The organism is Amycolatopsis sp. VC5-11 (assembly GCF_037034185.1).
In the GTDB taxonomy this organism is placed as follows: domain Bacteria; phylum Actinomycetota; class Actinomycetes; order Mycobacteriales; family Pseudonocardiaceae; genus Amycolatopsis; species Amycolatopsis nivea.
In genome coordinates this window covers 818,079-843,341 of sequence record NZ_JBAGKF010000002.1, presented here as the reverse complement: position 1 = coordinate 843,341, position 25,263 = coordinate 818,079, and the positions used below count along the sequence as shown (strand labels likewise).

10 protein-coding genes are annotated in these 25,263 nt (G+C 70.7%); 6 read left to right on the top strand and 4 right to left on the bottom strand.

What is annotated here, in order from left to right; genetic code table 11:
• The first annotated feature begins 196 nt into the window (after window positions 1-196).
• The 3 genes from WA670_RS11340 to WA670_RS11330 all read left to right on the top strand — a co-directional run bounded on the left by WA670_RS11340 (window position 197) and on the right by WA670_RS11330 (window position 3,212).
• Window positions 197-880 (top strand): PIG-L deacetylase family protein, encoded by a 684-nt coding sequence (locus tag WA670_RS11340; protein ID WP_238604592.1) that lies wholly within the window; start codon window positions 197-199, stop codon window positions 878-880.
• Window positions 881-944: 64 nt separating this feature from the next.
• On the top strand, window positions 945-2,237 hold the full coding sequence (locus WA670_RS11335) for a nucleotide sugar dehydrogenase (protein ID WP_037810562.1): 1,293 nt from the start codon (window positions 945-947) through the stop codon (window positions 2,235-2,237).
• A gap of 15 nt (window positions 2,238-2,252) precedes the next feature.
• Window positions 2,253-3,212, top strand: coding sequence for an NAD-dependent epimerase/dehydratase family protein (locus WA670_RS11330; protein WP_336157649.1), 960 nt, complete (start codon window positions 2,253-2,255; stop codon window positions 3,210-3,212).
• A gap of 53 nt (window positions 3,213-3,265) precedes the next feature.
• Here WA670_RS11330 and WA670_RS11325 read toward each other — a convergent pair whose 3' ends face one another.
• Window positions 3,266-3,466: a LuxR C-terminal-related transcriptional regulator gene (locus WA670_RS11325; protein WP_037810564.1), complete on the bottom strand. Its 201-nt coding sequence runs from the start codon at window positions 3,464-3,466 to the stop codon at window positions 3,266-3,268.
• Window positions 3,463-6,051 (bottom strand): helix-turn-helix transcriptional regulator, encoded by a 2,589-nt coding sequence (locus WA670_RS11320; RefSeq protein WP_238604590.1) that lies wholly within the window; start codon window positions 6,049-6,051, stop codon window positions 3,463-3,465. Before WA670_RS11320 ends, WA670_RS11325 begins: the two co-directional genes overlap by 4 nt.
• A gap of 288 nt (window positions 6,052-6,339) precedes the next feature.
• Here WA670_RS11320 and WA670_RS11315 point away from each other — a divergent pair, with 288 nt between their 5' ends.
• Window positions 6,340-7,608 (top strand): HNH endonuclease signature motif containing protein, encoded by a 1,269-nt coding sequence (locus WA670_RS11315; RefSeq protein ID WP_336157648.1) that lies wholly within the window; start codon window positions 6,340-6,342, stop codon window positions 7,606-7,608.
• A 230-nt stretch (window positions 7,609-7,838) separates the two neighbouring features.
• A complete protein-coding gene (locus WA670_RS11310) occupies window positions 7,839-8,108 on the top strand; it encodes a hypothetical protein (protein ID WP_336157647.1) in 270 nt (89 codons plus the stop codon).
• Window positions 8,109-8,419: 311 nt separating this feature from the next.
• Here WA670_RS11310 and WA670_RS45180 read toward each other — a convergent pair whose 3' ends face one another.
• A complete protein-coding gene (locus WA670_RS45180) occupies window positions 8,420-8,770 on the bottom strand; it encodes a TetR family transcriptional regulator C-terminal domain-containing protein (protein ID WP_374204296.1) in 351 nt (116 codons plus the stop codon).
• Here WA670_RS45180 and WA670_RS11300 point away from each other — a divergent pair.
• On the top strand, window positions 8,725-9,123 hold the full coding sequence (locus tag WA670_RS11300) for an MBL fold metallo-hydrolase (RefSeq protein WP_238604587.1): 399 nt from the start codon (window positions 8,725-8,727) through the stop codon (window positions 9,121-9,123). The genes WA670_RS45180 and WA670_RS11300 overlap by 46 nt on opposite strands.
• Before the next feature lie 278 nt (window positions 9,124-9,401).
• Here the strand turns inward: WA670_RS11300 and WA670_RS11295 are convergent, their stop codons facing one another.
• Entirely contained in the window at window positions 9,402-25,169 is a 15,768-nt protein-coding gene (locus WA670_RS11295) for a type I polyketide synthase (protein ID WP_336157646.1), read from the bottom strand.
• Window positions 25,170-25,263 lie beyond the last annotated feature (94 nt).

The following is a 25,263-nucleotide window of genomic DNA, read 5'->3' as shown; positions in this document are numbered from 1 at the left end:
CTTCCGACCTCGCGACGGCCCACCCCTAACGCGCTTGCCGCGCCTGTCCTCCCGCGCGGCCAAGGTCCGCTTTAGACGGTCTTTAGGGGTTGTCGCAAGCACCGCCGGATGTCAAATTTTTCTTGCGTTCCAAGCCATTTCGCACGGCTCGTTTCCGCTGGGGGTTTCACCGCCCGGACAAGGACTGGGGAATCGTATGCACACGTTGACACGCAGGCTGCTGGTGGTGGGAGCCCACGGCGACGACGAAACGCTCGGCGCGGGCGGGACCATCGCCCGGCTCGCCGACGAAGGCGTCTCCATTTCGCTTTGCATTCTCACCAACGACGACGGTTCGCGTTCGGCCGCCGGCGCCGAAGTCACCAACCGCACCGACGCGATCGAACTCGCCGCCAAAACACTGGGCATCGAACGCGTGCGAGTCCACGAATTCGGCGACAACCGGCTCGACACCGTCAGCCACCTCGCGCTCAACCAGGTCGTCGAACGCGAGGTCCGCGAATTCGAGCCGGACACCATCTTCGCGACCAGCATGTGCGACCTGAGCACCGACCACGCCCTCGTCAGCCGCGCCGCGCGAGTCGCCGGGCGGCCGGGCAAGGGCCCGGTGCGCGAAGTCCGCACCTTCGAGATCCGCTCCGCCACCGACGTCGGAGAGGCCTCCGGGCTGCCGGTCGCCTTCCGGCCGAACTGCTGGCAGCTTCTCGACGAAAGCCACCTCGAGCGCAAAATCGAAGCCCTGCGCGCCTACGGCAAAGAACTCGAGCCGTGGCCGAACCCGCGCAGCGAACGCGGCGTCCGCGCACTGGCCGAATACCGCGGCTCACAGGTCAGCGCCGGGCTCGCCGAAGCCTTCGAAATCGTCCGTTCCGTCCGATGACCGGTTTTCCCTCCGCTTTTCCCGCTCGCTTTTCCACTGCCCATCCAGAAACGGGTGACCAGGAATGACCAGTACTGTCGCTGAATTCGAGACCATCGCCGAACGGAACGAGCTGACGTCGGTCGCCGTGATCGGGATGGGCTACGTCGGCCTGCCGACCGCGCTCGGCCTGCACGCCGGCGGCGTCGGCGTGATCGGCATCGACCTGTCGCAGAACCGGCTCGACTCGATCCGCTCGGGCGAGGTCGACCTCATCGAAGCCGACCACCGCAGGCTCGAGAAAGCCGTGCATCAGGAGGACTTCCAGCTCACCACGGATTCCGCGCGGATGGCCGACGCGGACGCGGTGCTGGTCTGCGTCCCGACCGGGCTCGACGAGTACCTGATGCCCGACCTCGGCCCGCTGGAGGCGGCGTGCGCGGCACTGGTCGCGAACGCCCGCCGCGGCCAGACGTTCATCCTCACCTCGACCAGCTACGTCGGCACCTCGAACCGGCTTCTGGTGAAACCGCTGGTGGCCAAGGGATTCACCATCGGCCGCGACCTGTTCGTGGCGTCCAGCCCCGAGCGCATCGACCCGGGCAACGTCACGCACACCCAGGCCGAAACGCCGCGCGTGCTCGGCGGCGTGACCCCGGTGTGCACGGCGATGGCGCAGCGCGTGATCAACGTGCTGACCCCGAGCGTGCATTGCGTCAGCTCGCCGGAGGCGGCCGAGATGACCAAGCTGTACGAAAACACCTTCCGCGCGGTGAACATCGCGCTGGCCAACGAGTTCGCCGAGATCAGCGACGGCTTCGCGATCGACCCGATCGAGGTCATCGACGCGGCGGCCAGCAAGCCGTACGGCTTCATGGCGTTCCACCCCGGACCAGGCGTCGGCGGCCACTGCATCCCCTGCGACCCGCACTACCTGCTGTGGCAACTGCGCGCGACGCAGAGCAACGCGCCGTTGGTGACCCAGGCGATGCACGCCATCGCGGAGCGGCCGAAGCAGGTTGTCGACCGCGTACTGAACACACTGTCGCGCGAAGGCAAGGGCATGGCGGGTACGCGCGTGCTGGTGGTCGGCGTGACCTACAAGCCCGGCGTGCAGGACGTGCGCTCGTCGTCCGCGCTCGACATCATCGACCTGCTCGCCGCGAAGGGCGCGAAGGTCGGCTACTACGACCCGCTGGTCCCGAACGTCCGTGTGACCGGCGGTTCGCTCGACACCGTCCCCGAGCCCGACGGCGAGGACTGGGACGTCGCGCTCATCCACACCATCCAACCGGGCCACGACTACGAATGGCTCGCCGACTGCCCGACCGTCATCGACGCCACCTACCGCCTCGACCCCGCGCTCTTCACGAACTGAGAAAGGGACACTAACGTGCGTTACCTCATCACCGGAGGCGCCGGGTTCATCGGCTCCCACCTCACCGAACACCTCCTGGCCCGCGGCGACGAGGTCGTCGCGCTCGACAACCTCAGCACCGGCACCCTGGACAACCTCGCCGGCGTCGCCGGGCACCCCGGTTTCCAGTTCGTGCGCGGCTCGATCACCGACCCGAACGCGGTCGAATCGTGCATGGCGGGCATCGACGCGATCTTCCACCTCGCGGCCGCGGTCGGCGTGTTCACCATCCTCGACAAGACGATGGACAGCCTCCGCACCAACCTGCACGGCACCGAGAACATGCTCGACGCGGCGCTGCGGCACGACGTGCCGATCCTGGTCGCGTCGACGAGCGAGATCTACGGCAAGAACACCGCGGACGGCCTGCGCGAGGACGACGACCGGATCATCGGGTCGCCGCTGAAGAACCGCTGGTCCTACGCCGAGGCGAAGGCGCTGGACGAGACGTTCGCCCACCTGTACGCCGTCGAGCACGGCCTGCGCACCGTGATCGTGCGGCCGTTCAACACCGTCGGCCCGCGCCAGACCGGCCGCTACGGCATGGTGATCCCCCGCTTCGTCACCCAGGCCCTGGCGGGCGAACCGATCACCGTCTTCGGCGACGGACAGCAGACCCGCTGCTTCTGCCACGTGCACGACGTCGTGCCCGCGCTGGCGGACCTGCTCGCCGACGATTCCGCGTACGGCAAGGTGTTCAACCTCGGCAGCAACGAGCAGACCACCATCTCCCAGCTGGCCGAGCGCGTGATCGGCGCGACCGGTTCGAGCAGCACCATCACGAAGGTGCCGTACGAGGAGGCGTACGGCGACGGGTACGAGGACATGCAGCGCCGCATTCCCGACTGCACCCGCGCGTACAACCAGATCGGCTTCGTGCCGACGCGCTCGCTGGACGACATCATCTCCGCGGTGGTCGCCGACCGCCGATCCTGACCCGTTCCCGCCCCCGGTGAAGGGCCTCTCGCGGATCTCGCGCGAGAGGCCCTTCACGCGTTCCGGAGCTTGACGTAGACGGCGGCAAGGTGGCCGGCGGCGGTGTTCGCGGACACTCCCAGTACCTCCGCGATCACCCCGACCGGCGTGCCCTGCGCGGCCAGTTCCGCGACCCGCAGCTCGACCTCGGTCAGCACTCTCGCCCCGCATTCGGTCAGGCTCTCCGGCACGCTTTCCGTCAGCTTTTCGGTCACTGTCCGGCACCGGCCAGTTCGCCCGCCAGCCCCCGCCGTCCGGCGACGCCGAGTTTCCGGTACACCCTGGTCAGGTGCTGTTCCACTGTGGACACTGTGATGTACAGCGTTTCCGCGATCTGGCGGTTGGTCCGCCCGTGTGCCGCAAGTTCCGCGACCCGCAATTCCGCGTCGCTCAACGCGGTCGCCGCCGGTCCCTCCGGATCCGCACGCGGCGGCTCCGGTCTCGACGCCACCGGACGAGGCGCGAGCGGGCGCAACGGCTGCCGCGGCACCTGCACCGGCTTCACCAGGCCTGCCGAGCGTTCCGCGCGCTGGCCGAGCTGGTTGATCGCGCGGACGGTGCGGGCCAGTTCGAGCCGGTCACCGGATTCCTTGAACGCCTCCGCCGCCCGGTTCAGCAACCCGGACCGTGCGCCGGCGTCCCCGGCGAACGCCAGCACCCGCAGCGCCACCGCCTGCGAGAACGAGTCCGTCGTGTCCGCCAGCTGCTGTTTCGCCAGCTCGACCGCCAGGGTCGGGTTGCGCAGCCGGAGGTTCGCCTCGGCGAGGTCGGTCCGCCACGGTGCGACGGCGGGCAGGTCAAGGTCGTTTTCGCGGAGAATCCGCTGGCATTGCTGGAAATCGCTCACCGCGGAGAGCCCCCGGTTCGTGGCCAGATGGAACTGCCCGCGCGCCCGGAGGAACCGCACCCCGCCGAGCGTCGTGAACACCGATTCCGGCAGCGCGTGGCGCAAAACCCCAGCCGCGGCCTTGAACGCGCCTGCCGCGGTATGCGCGGTCAGCATCGTGGCGAGCGGATACGTGATCGCGACGCCCCAGTTCGGTTCGTCAAGCAGCGCAAGCGCTCGGCTCGCCGCCTCCGCCGCGCTGGCGGGCTCGCCGCGACGCAGCAGAAGACTCGCGCCGATCGCGTCGAGCATCGCCTTCCACGTCACCGCGCCGCGGTACTCCGCCTCCTCGGCGAGCGACGTGCACCAGCCTTCCGCTCGGTCCGCCTTGCCGTCGTACGCCAGGGCGAGAATCGCGGTGGAGAGCGCTTCCAGCGACGTGTCAGAGAGCCTGCAGTTCTGGAGAATCCGTTCCGCGCACACCGAAGTCTCTTCGCTGCCACCGACCTGCCAGACCGATGCGAGCGTTTTCGCGGTGCGCATCCAGGGATCCGAGGCGTCGACCGACAACTCCGGCGCCGTGCCGTAATGCCAATGCGCGGCGAGGGTCAGCTCAGCCGCCGTGCGCGGGTGCAGCGGCTCGAGGTCGTCGCCCAGCCGGACCAGCGCGGATTCGAAGGTTTCCCGGTCGCCGAACCACAACGACTGGCGCACCACCGCGATCCGGTCGGACTGGTCGAGCGAAGCCCCTTCGCACAACGCCGCGAGATGCGGAGCGGCCGCCGCCGGGTTGACCCGCCAGGTGATCTTGGCCAGCATCTGGGAGATCATCTGCTGTTCCCACGACGCGGTGGTCGTCGATGCCGCCAGTTGCAGGCAACGGGTCGCGAAGTCGACATCGTCGCCGAGCATCACCTGCTCCGCCGCCGCGACCAGTACCGGCAACGCCCACTCCGCCTGAGCTTCGCCCGCCGCCACGAGATGCCGCGCGACCTCCGGTGCGGGCAACCCGCGTGCGTGCTTCACCTCAGCGGCCCGGATGTGCAGCTGCACCTTCTCGGACCCGCGCAACCCGCCGACCACCGCCGCCGCGGCCGGCTGCTGCCGGAACCGCACGCCGTCGACCAGCCCGGTCTCCACGAGCAACCCCGCGGACGTCTCCGCCTCGACCGGGTCCACGCCCGCGACTGTCGCGACCGCGTCCGTCGTGACGTCGGTGTCCAGCACAGCGATCGCTGTCGCCACCTCCCGCAGCGGAGAACCGTAGCGATGCAGAAGCCGTTGTACCGCATCGGAATATGCCGGTCCGTCGTCCACCGAGCTACGGCGGGCGTCGACCAAAGCGCTGACCAGCAACGGATTTCCCGCGCTCAGCCCGTGGATCCGCTCAGCTTCGCCGTGGTCCGGGACCAGCTGTGCGATCGCCTCCACGGTGAACGGCGTGAGATGCACGTACCGGTGCGGCTGCGCGGCGAAGGTCATGCCCTCGCCGGAATACCAGCCGTCCGGCTGCGTCAGCACCAGCAACATCCCCGCCGACCGCGCCCGCCGCTGCAACCGCAGCAACAACCGCGCCGACGTCTCGTCCACGTGCTGCAGATCGTCGACCGCGATCAGCAGCGACCGCTCTCGCGCCAACCGGTGCAAGGCACTGCACAACGCGGCGATCCGGTCCTCGCCGTCCGCGGCGGCCAGCGTTTCGCGCGGCAATGCCGGGCTGGCCAGCAGTTGGTCGAGCACACCTCCGTCGACGTCGCGCTCGTCGGCCGCACCCGCCGCGGTGAGCGTGAGAACGCCCAGTTCACGGGCCCGCGCCACCACTTGGTTCTGCACTTGCGTTTTCCCGCTGGCCGGTCCTCCGCCGACCAATACCGTGTCTCCTGCCCCCGCATCGCATTCGATCAGCAGGCCCTCAAGGAGGGACACTGCTTCATTCGGCTCGGTGCGGCGGTTCTGCCCCCAGTTCACGCCCATCGCAAGCTCCTCGACCTAACGGTCATCTTCCTGCGGGTACCACGGTCGCAGCCGCCCCCTAAGCCCAGCCAACCGCGATCTAAAGTCACTCAATCAGGTGATCACGATTACCAAGCGTCGCTTTTGCTCTGGCTCCCACTGGCCTTCACCTGGAGGCGAGTGGCAGATTTCCGCTGCTGCGACTGGGCTTTGGCTCCGGAAAGTGATCTTGTGCGTGCTGCGTCGGCAGTACGGGTTGACCACTTCGAGCGATAGCGTAATCGAACGCGCGTTCGATTGAATTGTGGAGTGAGCACGACGACGACGCTCCCCGCCTGGCAATTGTCAGACCGGGACCTGACCACCAGACTCTTGACCACCCAACGACAGCAGAACATCGCCTACGCCGCGCAACTGGAGACGATCCGGGAACTGCACTCGCGCGGCGCCCTGCCCGAGGGCTACACCTCGACGTCGTCGTACCTGGCGACGATCCTGCACGTCACCCCGCGCGAGGCCCGCTCCCGGCTCGCCCAAGCCACCGGCACCCTCCCGCTGACCTGGAAAGCCCTGTCCTCGGGCGAAATCACCGCCCAGCACGCCGCGGTCATCGCCGAATTCCTCGCCGCCGCCCCGAGGTGGCTGACCCCCGAGGACTACACCGTCGCCGAAGACACCCTGGTGACCCTCGCGACGCAGGCCAACCCCAGCATCGTCCGCCGCGCCGCGACCCGGCTGAAGATCTACTGGGACAGCGATCCCGCCTACCCTGACGTGGACCACGACCTGGACCCGGACTCGGTTCCCGACTCGGACTCGCGGCCCGAGGAAGCCGCCCGCCCCTGGCGGGAATTCCGCTGGCAGTGGACCCAGAGCGGCCGTTTCCGCTTCAGCGGCAACGTAGACCACGAAACCGGCACCCTGATCGAACAACTGCTGGTCCCCCTGGCCGCACCGGACCCCGCGTCCGCACCCGACACCCCCGACCCCCGCACCCCAGCCGAACGCCACGGCGACGCCCTCGCCGCGATCGTCGACCTGGCCGCCCGCACCCCCGACCTGCCCGCCAAAGCCGGCGAACGAGCGGTCGCAACGGTGACGGTCGACTTGGAAACCCTGCAGGGCACGGCGAAAACGGTCGTGACAGGAGACGAATCCGTCCTGTCCGCCGCCGACCTGCGCCGAATACTGTGCGACGCCAAGGTCTACCCCGCGGTCCTGGGCACCGAAGGCCAGGTCCTGGACCTGGGCCGCGCCGCCCGCACCGCCACGAACGCCCAGCGCCGGGCCCTGGCAATCCGCGACCGCGGCTGCACCTTCCCCGGCTGCGACCGCGGTCCAAAGTGGACCACCCCGCACCACATCGTCCACTGGGCCCACGGCGGCCCCACCGACCTGGACAACCTGGCCTCGTGCTGCGAACGCCACCACCGCCTCCTCCACCACAGCGGCTGGAAAATCGCCCTCCACGACGGCACCGTGCACTGGATCCCGCCGTCCCTCCTCGATCCGGAGCAGAAACCGCTCCGCAACACCGCCCACAACCCGCCGCCCACCCCCTTGCGAGCCACGGCATGAGCCCGCGCGCGGGGCTATGAAGCCACCATTCCCACCCGCCCACCAAGGCCCGGGTGCCCCTGACGCGCCCGCACACCACAACCCTGACCCGCTGACAACCAGGGATCTACCGGGGATAAGGGTGGGTAAACCCCAGGGAAGCTTCAGGAGCACACCCCATGGTCCCGGCGGCCCCCCTCCGAGAAACTAGGTACATCAAGGAAACACCCCCTCTCAACCAGGAGGCCATCATGATGGCAATCACCACCGCCCCCGGCGTCACCCAGCGCATGCTCTCCAACGGCCACCTGGAGCTCACCTGCCGCACCTCCCACCGCCACATCGAGTGCGAGCCGGTAGCCGCCGCGATGTGGATCGCCCTCAAACAACACAACGGCGACGTCGACCGGGCAGCAAGCACCCTCTCCACCCTGTGGCACACAAACGAAGACGACACCCGCTACGACCTGATCGCCCTGGCCGGCTCCCTGTGCTCCCTGGGCATGGCCACCGAGTCGTAACCGGCGAGGCCTGAGCAGGCCCGTGACACCCGCGGACCGATCCCACAGCAGCACTCCCCTGCCTGGGCCGACATCCGCACCCCAGCCCTCCGACCGAACCAAACCCTCGGCCGCACTGCACAACGCACCACGCGACGCACTCGGCCGAAGCGCCCCAGCACGCCCCGGCACCGGGAAACCCCGGACTAGCCCGGCAGCTGGAACGCGGTCACATCCCCGAAGCGAAGCGAACAGCCAGCCAGTCAGGACTGGTCGAGAGCCCGTTCAACCGCACGGCGCGCCCGGCCCGCAGCCGCCCGGTGGTGCTGGAGCTACGTGGCAGCGTTCAACGCCAGCCCGGCAGCGACGATCTCGAACAGCGCCTCATCGACATCGAACCCGCCCGGCAGCTCACCGCTCGCCACCGCCGTGGTCAAGTCGGCGCGCAGCTGTTCCCGCCAGCGCGACCACACCTCGGCCACCGCCTCACGGACCCGGTTGGGACGGCCGCCGTACTCGGTGAGCGCCGCAGTCATCAGGCAGCCACCGGGAAGCAGCGGTTCTTCCCGATAGGCCACCGAGTTGGCGCAGACCGCACACAGACCTCCCGCGTCACCGCCGTCCCGCAGACGACGGGTTGGGCGACCCGCAGCTGAACTGGGCAGTCGAGGCCGACGGACCACGCGTTTTCCACGACGGCGACACAATCTTCCACGGTTCCTGGTGGCTCATCGCACGCCGCTTCAGCCCGTTCGACTCGGCATTCCTGCCCGCCAACGGCGCGGTGGTCGACGCGCCGCACCTCCAGCCGCCGAGTCCGCCGCCCGCTGCGATGGACCCGATGCAGGCCGCCGCGGCCGCGGAACTCCTCGTCGCCCAGTACGCGGTCTCGATGCATTACGAGGCGGAGCAGCCGTCCAAAGTCGCGGGCTACGTCGAGATTTCCGACCCGGAGAACGAGTTCCGCACGCACGCAGGACGACGCGCGCACGTGTCACCCCTCGGAGAATGGCTGCATCTGGCGCACGCTGGCTAATGTCGATGAACTCCGGCTCGGAATCGAGCGCCGCGCAAAGGAAACCGACTTCGTTCGAGCGGACCATGCAGGGCGAGCCGGGACGGGCCAGACCAGGCAGGTCGCGCCAAGCCAGGCGGGTCGCACCCGCCAGGAACGCCAGCAGCCCGTGCCGATCCTCGCGATCGACACGGGCTGCCAAACAACCAGCGCTAACTGCCTACAGAGCCGTTAGTTATCCGTCCCAGCCTGCCGCAACGCGGCGACAACCGGCCCAACCAAAGAAGCGCACCTACCGATCACTGAGACTCACCCGACTCCTCGGCACCACCCATCGCAGACCGGACCAAGTCGGCCAGATCCATCGAAGCCACCGCAGCCGCCGCCTCATCAGTGCCGTTCAGTTCTTCGACGACCTCCTCCGCAACAGCAGGTGCCAGCTCCTCCAACAGGTGCCGAGCCAGCGGCAACGGACTCGGGTAGTCGAAGATCAACGTCGCAGGCAGCCGCAGGCCAGTCGCAGCACCGAGCCGGTTGCGGAGCTCCAGCGCGGCTAGCGAATCGATGCCCAAGTCGGTGAAGCCCTTCTCCACCCCGACCGCTGAAGCGTCGTCATACCCGAGAACCGCCGCCGTGTGTTCGCGCACCAACTCCAGCGCCGCCGAGTCTCGCTCGTCCGTCGGGAGCGTGGCGAGCTTGTCAGCGAACCCGGCCTCCGGCGCTGCCGACGCCGACGACGCAACCGCTGCCCGCCGCGGGGCGGCAGTGGCGAGGCCCTTCAGCAGGGCCGACGCGCGGTCCGCGTCCTTGAGGTCGAGCTTCACCGGCACCAACGCCGCCGACGAAGCAGCCAACGCGGCATCGAACAGTTCCAGACCCTCAGCCGCCGACAGTTCCGCGACCCCGGACCGGGCGATGTGTGCCAGGTCCACTTCGCCGTCGGTGCCTTCCCACGGGCCCCACGCGAGCGACGTCGCCGGGAGGCCGAGGGAAGACCGGTGCTCGGCCAGCGCGTCCAGGAACACGTTGCCCGCCGCGTAGTTTGCCTGTCCGGCAGCGAGCAGCAGACCACCCGCTGAGGAGTACAGGACGAACGCCGCCAGGTCCCGAGTTGCCGTCAGCTCGTGCAGGTTCCAGGCCGCGTCGACCTTGGGCCGCAACACGTTCTCGACCTGCTCCGGCGTCAAGGCACTCAGCACCGCGCTGTCCATCTGCCCGGCCGCGTGCACCACGGCGGTCAGCCGCGGCAGCGTGTCGAGCAGCTTCGCCAGCGCGTCCCGATCGGTGACGTCGCACGCGGCGACAGTCACCTTCGCGCCCTCGCCGGCCAGTTCGTCGACCAGTTCCCGCGCCCCCGCCGCGTCGAGACCGCGGCGGCTGGTCAGGACCAAGTCACGGGCACCGCGTGCGACCAGGTGCCGGGCCAGCAGTCCGCCGAGCAGGCCTGCGCCGCCGGTGATCAGCACCGTGCCGTTCGGGTCCCATTCGACCGGCTCGCCAACCTCGGTGACCCGGGTCAGCCGCGGCACGCGCACCTCGCCGTTCCGCAACCGGGCTTCGGGTTCGCCGGAGGCGACGACCGCGGGCAGTGCCCGAGCCGACGCGGGCGAAGCGTCGAGGTCCACGATCTGGATCCGGCCCGGGTTCTCCGCCTGCGCGGCCCGCACCAGACCCCACACCGGAGCTTGCACCAGCTCGTCGCGAGTGACCACGACCAGCTTGCCGTCCCCGACCGAAAGCCAGTTCTGCAAGTGCCGCAACGTGTCCTGCACGATCTGGTGCACCTGCGCCGGAACAGAACCGGTACCGGAGCCGACCGGCAACACCAGCACCTCCGCATCGACCGGCTCGGCTTTCAGCGGCACGCCCAGGCCGAGATCGTCGGTGCCGAGCACAGCCCAGCCGTCCAGCGAGGGCACGAGCCGCACGCCCGAAGCGGGCTGCCATTCGATCCGGTACAGCGAGTCCGGCACCTTCGTGCCGAGCTGGCCTTCCGACACCGGCCGCGTGACCAGCGAAGCGATCTGCGCGACCGGAGCACCAGCGGCGTCAGCCAGGTCGAGCGACGAACCGCTCTCGGTCTTCCGCACCCGCACCCGCAGCGCGGTCGCGCCGCTGGCCTGGAGCGACACCGAGTTCCACGCGAACGGGATCGTCGTCTCGGTCAACGCCTTCGGACCGCCAGGGATCAGGAAGTCCGTCGCGCCGAGCGCCGAGTCGAGCAGGCCCGGGTGGAGGCCGAAGTCGTTCGCCGCGGTGCCTTCCGGCAGTGCGACCTCGGCGTACACCTCGCCTTCGCGCAGCCAGATCGCCCGCAGGTTGCGGAACGTCGGCCCGTAACCGAAACCGAGGTCGGCCAGGTCGTCGTACAACCCGGTCAGGTCAACCGATTCGGTGCCGGACGGCGGCCACTCGCTCAGCGAGAAGTCCACAGCCGCGCCATTGGCCAGCGTGCCCGCCGCGTGCTGAACCCAGCCCGCCTCGGTCCGCGAGTGCACCGACAGCTCCCGGCGACCGCTGCCGTCCGGCGCGCTGATGACCACGCGCAGGTCGACCCCGTCCTCCGGCAGCAGCAACGGTGCCTGCTGCGTCAGCTCCTCCAGCAGGTCGCAGCCGACCTGGTCGCCGGCGTGCATCGCCAGCTCGACATACGCGGTGCCGGGCAGCATCGTCCGCCCCATCACCACGTGGTCGGCAAGCCACGGCTGCGTCGCGACCGACGGCCGTCCGGTCAGCACCGCGCCGCCGTCGGGCAGTTCCACCAGCGCGCCCAGCAGCGGGTGTCCGGCGGTCTGGGCGCCCAAAGTGGTGACGTCACCAGTCGGCTTAGTCGCGTCGAGCCAGTACGACTTGTTCTGGAACGCGTAGGTCGGCAGGTCCACAGCGGACGCACCCTGGCCGGCGAACAGCGCCTTCCAGTCGATCTTCGCGCCCCGGGAGAACAGCGTGGCCAGCGCGGTGAACACGGTCGGCACCTCGGCCCGCCCGCGGCGCATCGCGGGCACCTGGACGACCCGGTCCGGCCGGTCGGCGACCGCGGTGTCGCATTCGCGGGCCATCCCGGTGAGCACCGCGTCCGGCCCCAGCTCCACGAACCGGGTCACGCCCGAGGCGAGCAACGTGCCGACCCCGTCGGCGAACCGGACGGCCTCCCGCACGTGGCCCACCCAGTACTGCGGCGAGCACAGCTCGGCGGCGGTCGCGATCTTGCCGGTCACGTTCGACACCACCGGGATCGACGGCGCGGAGTAGGTGAGCTTCTCCGCCACCACCGAGAACTCGGTCAGCATCGGCTCCATCAGCGACGAGTGGAACGCGTGCGACACGACCAGCTGCTTCGTCCGGCGACCAGCGTCGGAGAAGGTCGCCATGGCAGCGAGCACCGCCGCTTCCGGACCCGAGATGACCACCGAACGCGGCCCGTTCACCGCCGCGATGTCGACCCCGTCAGGCAGCGAAGCGCGCACCTCGTCCTCAGTGGCGGCGATCGCCGCCATCGTGCCTCCGGCCGGCAGCGCCTGCATGAGCCGGCCGCGAGCGGCGACCAGCGAGCAGGCATCGGCCAGCGAGAACACTCCGGAGACGTGTGCCGCGGCGAGTTCGCCGATCGAGTGCCCGGCGACGTAATCCGGCGTCACACCCCAGGACTCGACCAGCCGGTACAGCGCGACCTCGATCGCGAACAGCGCGCATTGCGTGTACGCGGTCTGGTTGAGCAGCGGCGAGTCTTCCCAGATCACCTGCTTGAGCGGGGTTTCCAGCTCGGCGTCGAAGAGCCCGCAGATCTCGTCGAACGCTCCGGCGAAGGCCGGGAACGCCTCGTACAGCCCGCGTCCCATGCCCGGCTGCTGCGCGCCCTGTCCGGTGAACAGGAACGCCGTCAGGTCGGCCGCGCTGACCGTCCCGGCCACGGTGCCCGCCGGGGTCCGGCCGTCGGCCAGTCCGTCGAGCGCCTTGAGCGCCGCTTCGCGGTCGGCCGCCAGGACCACCGCGCGGTGGTCGAGCGCGGCGCGACCGGTGGCCAGCGAGTAGCCGATGTCGGTCAGGCTGACGTCCGGGTTGGCCCGCAGGTGCGCAGCCAGCCGGGCGGCCTGGTCGGCGAGCGCCGATGCGACCGAACCGGCCAGCGGCAACGGGATCGCCGGGAGTTCCGGTGCGGTGCGCCGGGTTTCGGTGGCCGGAGCGGGCGGTGCCTCCTCGATGATGATGTGCGCGTTGGTGCCGCTGATGCCGAAGGACGAGACGCCGGCGCGACGCGGGTGACCGTTGCGCACCCACGGCCGCGGTTCGGTGAGCAGCTCGATGTTGCCCGTGGTCCAGTCGACGACCGGCGACGGCGCGTCGACGTGCATCGTCTTAGGCAACATGTTGTGCCGCAACGCCTGCACGACCTTCATCACGCCAGCCGCGCCACCGGACGCTTGCGCGTGTCCGATGTTCGACTTCACCGAACCCAGGTACAGCGGCCGGTCGCGGTCCTGACCGTAAGTGGCCAGCAGCGCCTGCGCCTCGATCGGGTCGCCCAGCTTCGTACCCGAACCGTGCGCCTCCACAGCGTCCACATCGGACGGCTGCAGGCCACCGGCGGCGAGGGCCGCGTGGATCACGCGTTCCTGCGACGGGCCGTTCGGGGCGGTCAGGCCGTTGGACGCACCGTCCTGGTTGACCGCGCTGGAGCGGACCACCGCGAGCACCTCGTGCCCGTTGCGCTGCGCGTCGGACAGCCGCTCCAGCAGGAGCAGACCCGCGCCCTCAGCCCAGCCGACACCGTCGGAAGCCGCCGAGAACGACTTCGACCGTCCGTTGGGCGAAAGCACGCCCTGGCGGCTCGAGTCGACAAACAGATCCGACTGCGACAGCACCGTGACACCGCCGGCGAGCGCCAGTCCGCACTCCCCCGCCCGCAGCGCCTGCACCGCGAGGTGCAGCGTGACCAGCGAGGACGAGCACGCGGTGTCGACCGTCATGCTCGGGCCCTCGAGGCCGAGCAGGTAGGAGATGCGGCCGGAGACGACCGCGCCGGAGCTGCCGTTCGGGATGTAGGCGGCGACGTCGGCCGGAGCGCCCGGGGCGCGGCTGCCGTAGTCGTCGTACATCGCGCCGGTGAAGACGCCGGTCAGGCTGCCGCGGAGCACGGTCGGGTCGATCCCGGCGCGCTCGATGGCCTCCCACGCGGTTTCCAGCAGGAGCCGCTGCTGCGGGTCCATCGCCATCGCCTCGCGCGGGCCGATGCCGAAGAACGCCGGGTCGAACTCCGCCGCGTCGTGCAGGAAGCCGCCCTGGTTGGCATAGGTCTTGCCGCGTTTGCCGCGTTCCGGGTCGTAGATGCCTTCGATGTCCCAGCCGCGGTTGGTCGGGAAGCCGGAGACCGCGTCGACCTCGTCGACCAGCAGCTGCCACAGGTCCTCCGGCGACCGGACGCCGCCGGGGTAGCGGCAGGCCATGCCGACGATCGCGATCGGTTCCTGCATCGACGCGTTCGTCCGGGCCGTCGTCGCCGGGGTCTTCGCGACCGCGCCGAGCAGCTTGCCCTTGACGAAGTCCGCGACGGCCTTGGCGGTCGGGTGGTCGAAGATCAGCGTCGCGGGCAGCGTGAGGCCGGTCGCGGTGCCGAGCAAGTTACGGAGTTCGACCGCGGCGAGCGAGTCGAAGCCCAGCTCCTTGAACGCCCGTGTTCCGTCCACTTCGGACTTGTCCGCGTAGCCGAGCACGGTGGCCACCTGCGTGCGGACGAGGTCGAGCAGCACCCGGTCCCGTTCGCTTTCGACCAGCGCGGCCAGTTCGTCGGCGAGCGCGTTGTCCGCCGCTTTGGCCGCCTTCGCCACGCGACGGGCCTTCGGCGGCACGAAACCACGCAGCAGCGCGGGCAGTTCGTCGGTGCGCGCCCGCAGTGCCGGAACGTCCACGCGAAGCGGCGCGATGACCGCGTCTTCGGTGGCCACGGCGGCGTCGAACAGGGCGAGCCCCTGCTCCGCGGTCACCGCGGGCAGGCCGAGGCGGGCCATCCGGGCGAGGTCGGCTTCGGCGAGGTCGCCGCCGAGACCGGTGTTCTCTGCCCACAGACCCCACGCCAGCGCGGTCGCCGGCAGCCCGGCCGCGCGCCGGTGTTCGGCGAGCCCGTCGAGGAACGCGTTCGCCGCCGCGTAGTTCGCCTGCCCGGCCGGCAGCACCTGGCCGCCCGCCGAGGAGAACATGACGAACGCGGACAGCTGCCGGTCGGCAGTCAGCTCGTGCAGGTGCCAGGCCGCGTCGACCTTCGGCCGCAGGACCGCGGCAAGCTGCTCCGCGGTGAGCGAGTCGAAGACGCCGCTGTCGGCGGTACCGGCGGCGTGCACCACCGCGCCGAGGTCCGGCAGGCCGTTGATCAGCTGCTCGACCGCCTCGCGGTCGGCAACGTCGCAGGCCGCCACCTGGACGGTCGCGCCCAGGTCGGTCAGCTCTTCGGCCAGCTGCGCGGCACCCGGTGCGTCAAGCCCGCGACGGCTGGTGAGCACCAGGCTCTGCACCCCGTGCTCGGCCACCAGGTAGCGCGCCAGCAGGCTGCCGAGACCGCCGGTGCCACCGGTGATCAGGACGGTGCCGTCCCACGCCGTGGTGCCGGTCGATTCGGTGCGGGTGTAGCGCGGAGCGAGCACCGAGCCAGCGCGAATCGCCGACTCCGGCTCGCCCGAGGCGACCACCGCGGCGATCGTCTCGACCTTCGTGTCCGCATCCGCGTCGATCAGGAACACGCGTCCGGGGTGCTCGGCTTGCGCCGCCCGGGCGAGGCCCCACAGCAGGCCCTGGGTGACGTCCACAGTGGACTCACCCGCCGAGACCGCCGACTGCGTGATGACGGCGAGCTTCGTGTCGGTCAGCCGTGCTTCGGCCAGCCACGCCTGGATCTCGGCGAGCAGCCAGGTCGCGTTGGCCCGTGCCGCTTCCGGCACCGCGCCCTCCGCGGCAGGCACCGAGAGCGTCACGAGACCGGGCACCGGCTCGCCGCGGTCCACCGCTCCGAGCAGGTCCGCGAACCCGCTGTAAGTGGCAGCCACGCCGACTCGGCCACGGCCGATCGCGACGACGTCGCCCGGCTCCGCGGCCGGGACCGGCACGGACTGCCAGCCGATCTTGAGCAGCGAACCGTCCGTGGTCTCCGCCTGCGCGGCCAGTTCGGTCCGCACCGGCCGCGAGACCAGCGATTCCACCGAAGCTACCGGGTTGCCTTCGCCGTCCGCGACCTCGATCGAGGACAGTTCGTCACCGTCCAGCCGCACGATCCGCACCCGCAGCACCGAAGCGCCGACCGCGTGCAGCGTGACGCCGTTCCACACGAACGGAAGCAGCGTCGAACCGCTCGGGTCGCCGAGCAGGTCGGCGTGCATCGCGGTGTCGAGCAGCGCCGGGTGCAGGCCGTAGGAACCCGCCGTGGACGCGGCCGGTTCCGGCAGCGCGACCTCGGCGAACACCTCGTTGCCCCGTCGCCACGCGGCGGTGAGCCCCTGGAACGCCGGGCCGTAGCCGTAGCCGCGCTCGTTCAACCGCTCGTACGCGCCCTCGACCGGGATCGGGGTCGCGCCCGCCGGCGGCCATTCGGTGAGGCCAGCGGGTTCCGGCCGGGCAGTCGCGGACAGGGTGCCCAGCGCGTGCTGGGTCCAGTCGCCGTCCGATTCGACCGGGCGGGAGAACACGGTGACCGGGCGGCGGTCGCCGTTCGCGGGGCCGACCATGACCTGCAGCGCGACCGCGCCGTCTGGCGACAGGATGAGCGGCGCTTGCAGCGTCAGCTCCTCCACCGTCGGGTGGCCCACCTGGTCGCCGGCGGCGACCGCGAGCTCGACGAATCCGGTGCCAGGCACCAGGATCGCGCCCTTCACCACGTGGTCAGCTACCCATGGCACCGACGAGGCGGACAACCGTCCAGTGAGGACAGTGGTGTCCGAACCGGACAGTGCCACGACGGCACCCAGCATCGGGTGCGCCAGCGGCTGCTGACCGACCGAAGTGACATCGCCGGACGGTGTCGCGTCGAGCCAGTAACGCTTGTGCTGGAAGGCATACGTCGGCAGGTCGAGCCGGACCGGACCGTCACCCAGCAGCGGGCCGAGCTTCACCGCGCCGCGGATGTGCAGGCGACCGGCCGCGGTGAGCGCGGTGCGCACCTCGTCCTGGTCGCGCCGTCCAAACGGGACAAACTCCGCGTCGACGCTCTGCTGGCCGAGCGCGGACAGCACGCTGTCCGGCCCGATCTCCAGGAACGTCTGGACGCCGCTCTCCGCCAGCGTCGACACCGCGGCACCGAATCGGACGGTCTCGCGGACATGGTTGACCCAGTACTCCGGCGAACGCAGCTCGTCGTCGGTGGCGAGTTTCCCGGTGACCGTCGAGACAATCGGGATCTTCGGCGCCTCGTAGGTCAGCCCGGCGGCGATCTCGCGGAACTGGTCGAGCATCGGCGTCATCAACGGCGAGTGGAACGCGTGGCTCACGCGCAACCGTCGCGTTTGGACATCGCCAGCGGCTCGCTCGATCTCGGCGACCACGTCCGCGTCGCCCGAGACGACCACGGCGGCCGGACCATTCACCGCTGCGATGCTGACCTCGTCCTCGTGGCCGCGCAGCAGTTCTCGGACCGTCTCTTCGGTCGCGGCGAGCGAGACCATCGCACCGCGACGGTCGTTTAGCGCACCCATCAACCGGCCGCGCGCGGCGACCAGTTTTGCCGCGTCCGCAAGGGAAAGCACGCCCGAGACGTGGGCCGCGGCCAGCTCGCCGATCGAGTGCCCGGCGAGCGCGTCGGGCCGGAAGCCCCACGACTCGGCGAGCCGGAACAGCGCGACCTCGACCGCGAACAGCCCGGTCTGGGTGTACTGCGTCTGGTCCAGCAGGCCGCGGTCAGCGAGCTCGGTGGTGCCGAACACGACGTCCCGCAGCGGCACGTCGACCAACGGGTCGATTGCCGCGCACACCGCGTCGAAGGCGGTCGCGAAGGCCGGGTACGCGTCGTAAAGCTCTCGTCCCATGCCGACTCGCTGCGCGCCCTGTCCGGAGAACAGGAAGGCGAGCTTTCCGTCCACGACCTGACCGGTCGGCGCGTCTCCGCCGGCCAGCGCGTCGAGCCCGTCGGCGAGTTCTCCGGCGGTCTCGGCGACCACCACCGCGCGGTGTTCGAGCGAGGCACGCGTCGCCGCCAGCGAACGCGCGATCTCCGCGACGGAAACGCCTTCAGCCAGCCAAGAACGCAGCCGCGCCGCCTGTCCGCGCACCGCGGCAGCGGACCGGCCGGACAGCGCGACCGGAACGATCGTCTGCGTCTCCGAAGCCCGCTCGACCGGAATCGCCGGCGCCTGCTCCATAATGACGTGCGCGTTCGTACCGCTGATGCCGAACGACGACACCGCGGCGCGGCGCGGCCGGTCGACCTGCCACTCCCGCGATTCGGTCAGCAGCCGGACCGCGCCGGTCTCCCAATCGACCACAGTGGACGGACGGTCGACGTGCAGCGTCTGCGGCAACTGGCCGTGCTGCATGGCCATGACCATCTTGATGATGCCCGCGACACCCGCCGCGGCCTGCGTGTGGCCGATGTTGGACTTGATCGACCCGAGCCACAGCGGCTGGTCCTCGGAACGGTCCTGCCCGTAGGTGGCCAGCAGCGCCTGGGCCTCGATCGGGTCGCCCAGCGTGGTTCCGGTGCCGTGGCCCTCGACAGCGTCCACTTCGGACGGCCGCAGACCAGCGTCAGCCAGCGCCTTGGCGATCACCCGCTGCTGCGAAGGACCGTTCGGCGCGGTAAGGCCGTTCGACGCGCCGTCGTGGTTCACCGCAGAGCCGCGCAGAACCGCGAGCACCGGGTGCCCGTTGCGACGTGCGTCAGACAATCGCTCGACGAGCAGCATACCCGCGCCCTCGCCCCAGCCGGTGCCGTCCGCCGCTTCGGCGAACGCCTTGCACCGGCCGTCGGCGGAAAGCCCGCGCTGACGGCTGAAGTCGATGAAAGTGTCCGGAGTGGACATCACGGTGACACCGCCGGCCAGCGCCAGCGTGCACTCGCCGCGACGCAGCGCCTGCACCGCCCAGTGCAGCGCGACCAGCGACGACGAACACGCGGTGTCGACGGTGACCGTCGGACCTTCCAGCCCCAGTGCGTACGACACGCGACCGGACACGACGCTGGCGAGGCTGCCATTGCCGAGGTAGCCCGCGATGTCGTCGGAAACCGTGCCGAGGCGGGTGCCCCAGTCGTGGTACATCACGCCGGCGAACACACCGGTCGCGCTGCCGCGCAGGCCGACCGGGTCGATCCCGGCGCGCTCGAAGGCTTCCCAGGACACCTCGAGCAGCAGCCGCTGCTGCGGGTCCATCGCGGCCGCCTCGCGCGGGCTGATCTCGAAGAAGTCCGCGTCGAACTCGGCCGCGTCGTGCAAGAAGGCGCCGTGCTTGACGTAGGAGTGGCCGGGCTTGCCGGGCTCCGGGTCGTACAGCGAGTCGACGTTCCAGCCGCGGTCGACCGGGAAGCCGGACAGCGCTTCCTCGCCCTCGGACACGAGCCGCCACAGGTCTTCCGGCGTCTCGACGCCGCCCGGGTAGCGGCAGGCGATGCCGACGATGGCGATCGGCTCCTCCGGGTCCACCGTGGTCACCGGAGTGATCGTGCGAGTCGGAGCCAGCCCGGCGAGCCGCGACGCCAGGTACTCGGCGAGCGCGCGCGGCGTCGGGTAGTCGAACACCAGCGTCGCGGGCAGCCGCATGCCGGTGACCGAGTCGAGGATGTTGCGCAGTTCCACCGCGGCCAGCGAGTCGAAGCCGATCTCGCCGAACGGGCGGGCCGGGCTGATCGCGTCCGCGCTGTCGTGGCCGAGCACGGCCGCGACGTGCGTGCGGACCAGGTCGAGCAGCGCGCGGTCGCGGTCGGCCTCGGCGAGGTGCGCGAACCGCTCGGCGAACTGCTGCTCGGGCGTGACTTCCCCGCTGACGACGGCGATCCGGCGGCGGCCGGCGGGTACGAGCCCGCGCAGCACGGCCGGAACGTCCTCGCCACGCGACCGCAGGGCAGCGCGGTCAACGCGGGTCGGGACCACCGTCGGAACCCCGGTGCCGAGCGCGGCGTCCAGCGCGGCAAGGCTTTCCGACACGGTCAGCGGAGCCAGCCCCAGCCGCGCGATGCGGTTTCGGTCCACTTCGGACAGTGTCGCGCCCATGCCGATCGCCTGACCGGCGTCGGGGGCCCACAGCCCCCAGGCCAGCGACGTCGCGGGCAGGCCAGCGGCGTGCCGATGCTCGGCCAGTGCGTCGAGGAAGGTGTTGCCAGCGGCGTAGTTCGCTTGTCCGGCACCGTCGGCGAGCCCCGCCGAGGAGGAGAACAGGACGAACGCCGACAGGTCCAGCTCCGCGGTCAGCTCGTGCAGCGCCCACGCCGCGTCGAGCTTCGGGGCCAGCACTGCGTCGAGCTGCTCGGCGGTCAGCGAACCGATCATCGCGTTGTCGAGCACGCCAGCGGTGTGCACGACGGCCGACAGCGGGTGCTCGGCCTTCTTGATCGCCGCCGACAGGGAGCGCTTCTTGCTGACGTCCGAGGCGACCACCTTCGCGGTCGCACCCAGCTCGGCCAGCTCTTCGACCAGCTCAGCCGCGCCCGGCGCGTCAAGCCCGCGACGGCTGAGCAGCAACAGGCTGCGGACGCCGTGCTTCGTGACGAGGTGCTTCGCGACCTGGGCGCCGAGACCGCCGGTACCGCCGGTGATCAGCACGGTGCCGTCAGAACGCCACGTCGGCTCCCCGGCCTCCGCCACGAGCCGGACCATCCGGCCGGCCGAGACCGTGTCGCCGTCGATGCGCAGTTCAGGCTCGCCCGAGCCGAGCGCGGTGGCCAGGGTCGCCGCCGTGGCCGTGCCCTCGACCAGGACCACGCGACCGGGGTGCTCAGCCTGCGCCGAACGCACCAGCCCGCGGACGGCGGAGTCGGCCAGCGAGCCGCGCGTCAGCACGACCAAGCGCGCACCGGCGTAGCGGTCGCCTTCCAGCCACTGCTGCAGCACAGTCCGGACGCGATGCGCAGTCTGCTTGGCAGCGGCAGCGATGTTGTTGCCCGGCACGGAAACCGGCAGCAGCACGACCTCGGGCACCTCGACCAGCGACACCAGCGAGTCGACCACCGGAACGTCGAAACCGCTGATCGAACCCAGCGAAGCCAGCGACGGCAGCTCGGCCGCACCGGTGACCGGGGTCCATTCGACGGTGTACAGCAGGTCGCGCGCCTGGGTGCCGAGGTCGGCCTCGCGGACCGGCCGCGAGCGGAACGACTCGACGGACAGCACCGGCGTACCGGCCACGTCCGTCACGTCGATCGAGACGCCGCCGGTGGCCGGGGACGTGATCCGCACCCGGACCTCGGTCGCGCCCGAAGCGTGCAGCCGCACACCGGTCCACGCGAACGGCAGCCGGATCTCGTCCGGCTCGCGCGCCTCGCCCGGGGCGAAGTCGGTGGCGTGCAGAACCGCGTCGAGCAGCGCCGGGTGGACGCCGAACGCCGCGTCGCGCCCGGTCGCGGGCAGCGCTACCTCGGCGAACACCACGTCATCGCGCTTCCACGCGGTGCGCAGGCCCTGGAACAGCGGGCCATAGCCGTAACCCTGCTCGGCCAGTTCGGTGTACAGCTCCGAGGTGGCCACGACCTCCGCACCGGCGGGCGGCCATTCGCTGCGCGGCGCGGGCTCGACCACCGGGCCGGCAGCGAGAACACCGACGGCGTGCCGGGTCCAGGCCGCGTCGGCGTCGTGGTCGGGACGGGAGTGGAACTCGATCGTGCGGCGGCCGTCGACGTCCGGGCCGACCAGCGTCTGCAGCGCGACGCCACCCGTCTCCGGCAGCGCGAGCGGGGCCTGCAGCGTCAGCTCGTCAACCACGCCGTAGCCGACCTGCGCGGCGGCGTGCAACGCCATCTCGACGAACGCGGTACCCGGCAGGACCGGGGTACCGGCGATCGCGTGGTCGGCCAGCCACGGGTGCGTCCGGAGTGCGACGCGACCGGTGAGGACCAGGCCGTCGTCGCCGGCCAAGCCGATCTCGGCGGCGAGCAGCGGGTGCCCGGAAGCCAGCTGACCGAGGTCGGCCGCGTCGCCGTGGCCGGTCGGCGCGGTCAGCCAGTAGTGCTTGTGCTGGAAGGCATACGTCGGCAAGTCGACAATCTGCGCCTCGCCGAAGAACGCGGTCCAGTCGATCGCCACGCCACGGGTGTGCAGGCGGCCGAGCGCGGTCGCGAGGGTGGCGGCCTCGGGCCGGTCGCGGCGCTGCGCGGGGGTGAACGCGATGGCGTCGCTGGTGCCCGCGGCCATCGCGGACAGCACGGCGTCCGGACCGACCTCGATCGCGGTCGTCACGCCTGCGTCGACCAGCGCCTGAACGCCGTCGGCGAACCGCACCGCGCGGCGGACGTGCCACAGCCAGTACCCCGGCGAGCAGAGTTCCTCGGCGGTCGCGACGCGGCCGGTCACGTTCGAGACGACCGGGATCGCCGGGGCCGCGTACTCGACCACCTCGAGGATCTCGCGGAACTCGGCCAGCATCGGCTCCATCAGCGGCGAGTGGAACGCGTGCGAAACGCGCAGCTCGCTGATCTTGCGGCCCTGCATGCGGAACACCGACACGACGGCTTCCACCGCTTCGCGCTCGCCGGAGACGACGACCGACGTCGGACCGTTCACCGCGGCCAGGCTGACCTGGTCGCCCAGCAGCGGCTGGACCTCGTCCTCGGTCGCCGCGATGGCGACCATCGCGCCGCCTTCCGGCAAGGCCTGCATGAGCCGTCCGCGGGCAGCCACGACCAGGCATGCGTCGGCGAGCGACCACACGCCCGCGATGTGCGCGGCGGCCAGTTCGCCGATCGAGTGGCCGAGCAGGATGTCCGGCCGCACGCCCCACGATTCGAGCAGCCGCGCCAGCGCGACCTCGACCGCGAACAGCGCGCACTGCGTGTACTGCGTCTCGTTCAGTTCCTCGGCGTTGTCGCCGAAGAGGACGTCGCGCAGCGGGGTTTCCATCTGCACGTCGAGGTGGTCGACGGCCTCGTCGAAGACCTCGGCGAACTTCGGGTACGCCAGGTACAGCTCACGCCCCATCGCGAGGCGCTGCGAACCCTGACCGGTGAACAGCATCGCGAGCTTGCCCGGCGTGCGTTCGCCGAGGACGACGTTCGGGTCCTGCTCCCCCGCCGCCAGCGCCTGCAGCTCGCGCACGGCGTCGGCGACGTTCTCCGCAACAACCACGGCGCGCTGGTCGTGCGCGGCGCGAGTGGTGGCGAGCGAGAAGCCGAGGTCAGTCAGATTGCTGGATTCCACAGTGGACACCAGTGCGGCAGCCTGCGCCTTCAGCGCTTCCTCGCTGCGCGCCGAGACAACGAGCGGCACGACCGGCAGCTCATCGCTGGTGGTTTCCACGGTCTCGACGGCCGGAGCCTGCTCGATGATGACGTGCGCATTGGTCCCGCTGACGCCGAACGACGAAACGCCAGCACGGCGCGGACGTTCGCTCGCGGGCCATTCCCGCTGCTCGGTCAGCAGCTCGACGGAACCCGCGGTCCAGTCGACGTGCGGCGTCGGCTCGTCCACGTGCAGCGTCTTCGGCAGCACGCCGTGCCGCATCGCCTCGACCATCTTGATCACGCCCGCGACACCCGCCGCGGCCTGCGTGTGGCCGATGTTCGACTTGATCGACCCGAGCAGCAGCGGCGTCTCGCGGTCCTGACCGTAGGCGGACAGCAGCGCCTGCGCCTCGATCGGGTCGCCGAGCCGGGTGCCGGTTCCGTGCGCCTCAACAGCGTCCACATCGGACGCTTCCAGACCAGCGTCGGCCAGGGCGCGCTTGATCACGCGCTGCTGCGACGGACCGTTCGGCGCGGTAAGGCCGTTCGACGCGCCATCGGAGTTGATCGCCGACCCGCGGACCACGGCGAGCACCGTGTGTCCATTCGCGACAGCGTCGGAAAGCCGTTCCAGTACCAGGACACCGACACCCTCGGCGAACCCGGTGCCGTCCGCGGCGGCCGCGAAAGCCTTGCACCGGCCGTCTTCCGCGAGACCGCGCTGACGGCTGAAGGCAGTGAACGTGCCCGGCGCGCCCATCACCGCGACACCACCGGCGAGCGCGAGCTGAGTTTCCCCGCGCCGCAACGCCTGCACCGCCAAGTGCAGCGCGACCAGCGAACCGGAGCAAGCGGTGTCGACGGTCAGCGTCGGCCCTTCCAGACCGAGCGCGTAAGCGACGCGACCGGAGACGACGCTAGGCGCGTTGCCGGTGAGCATGTAGCCGTCGAGACCGTCGGGAGCTTCGTGCAGCCGCGGTCCGTACTCCTGCGCCTCCGCGCCGATGTACACGCCCGCCGGGGTGCCGCGCAGCGCGGCCGGGTCGATCTTGGCCCGCTCCAACGCTTCCCACGCGGTCTCCAGCACGAGCCGCTGCTGCGGGTCCATCGCGGACGCTTCGCGCGGTGCGATGCCGAAGAACCCGGCGTCGAATTCCCCGGCGCCGGGCAGGAATCCGCCGGAGGTGACGTAGCTGCTGCCCGGCTTGTCGGGGTCCGGGTCATACAGGCTGTCGAGGTCCCAGCCGCGGTCGGTCGGGAAGCCGGAGATCGTGTGCACCTCGTCGGCGACCAGCTGCCACAACGCTTCCGGCGACACCGCGCCGCCCGGGTAGCGGCAGCCGATGCCGACGATGGCGACCGGTTCGTCGTCCGCCGCACCGCCGGCCAGCGCCGCGACGGACTCCTCCGCGCCGAACACCTCGGCGTGCAGGAACCGGGCGACCGCGGCCGGGGTCGGATAGTCGAAGGCCAGCGTCACCGGCAGTTCCAGCCCGGTCGCGTCGGTGAGCTGCGCGTGCAGCTCCACCGCCGCGAGCGAGTCGAAACCGTGGTCGGAGAACGCTTTCTCCGGGTCGAGGACGGCCGGAACCTCAGGCAGCGCGGCCTGCAGCGCCGCCCGCGTCGCGTCGTGGACCACGTCGGCGAGGAACCCCGCGCGGTCCGCCGGCGGCAGAAGCGTCAGCCGCTCCGCGAAGCCGGATTCCCGATTCTTGTCACTCTCACGCATTGCGCACTCCACCGCGGTAGCCAGGCAGCATTCATGGGTCGTCGATCGGATCGTAGGCCGGACTCGGGCCGCGCCGGATCCCCAGAAAACGTTG

Bases quoted from the DNA above. Each gene is read 5' to 3' on its own strand.
- WA670_RS11340 (WP_238604592.1), top strand. From the start codon at position 197: ATGCACACGTTGACACGCAGGCTGCTGGTGGTGGGAGCCCACGGCGAC.
- WA670_RS11335 (WP_037810562.1), top strand. From the start codon at position 945: ATGACCAGTACTGTCGCTGAATTCGAGACCATCGCCGAACGGAACGAG.
- WA670_RS11320 (WP_238604590.1), bottom strand. From the start codon at position 6,051: ATGGGCGTGAACTGGGGGCAGAACCGCCGCACCGAGCCGAATGAAGCA.
- WA670_RS11310 (WP_336157647.1), top strand. From the start codon at position 7,839: ATGATGGCAATCACCACCGCCCCCGGCGTCACCCAGCGCATGCTCTCC.
- WA670_RS11295 (WP_336157646.1), bottom strand. From the start codon at position 25,169: ATGCGTGAGAGTGACAAGAATCGGGAATCCGGCTTCGCGGAGCGGCTG.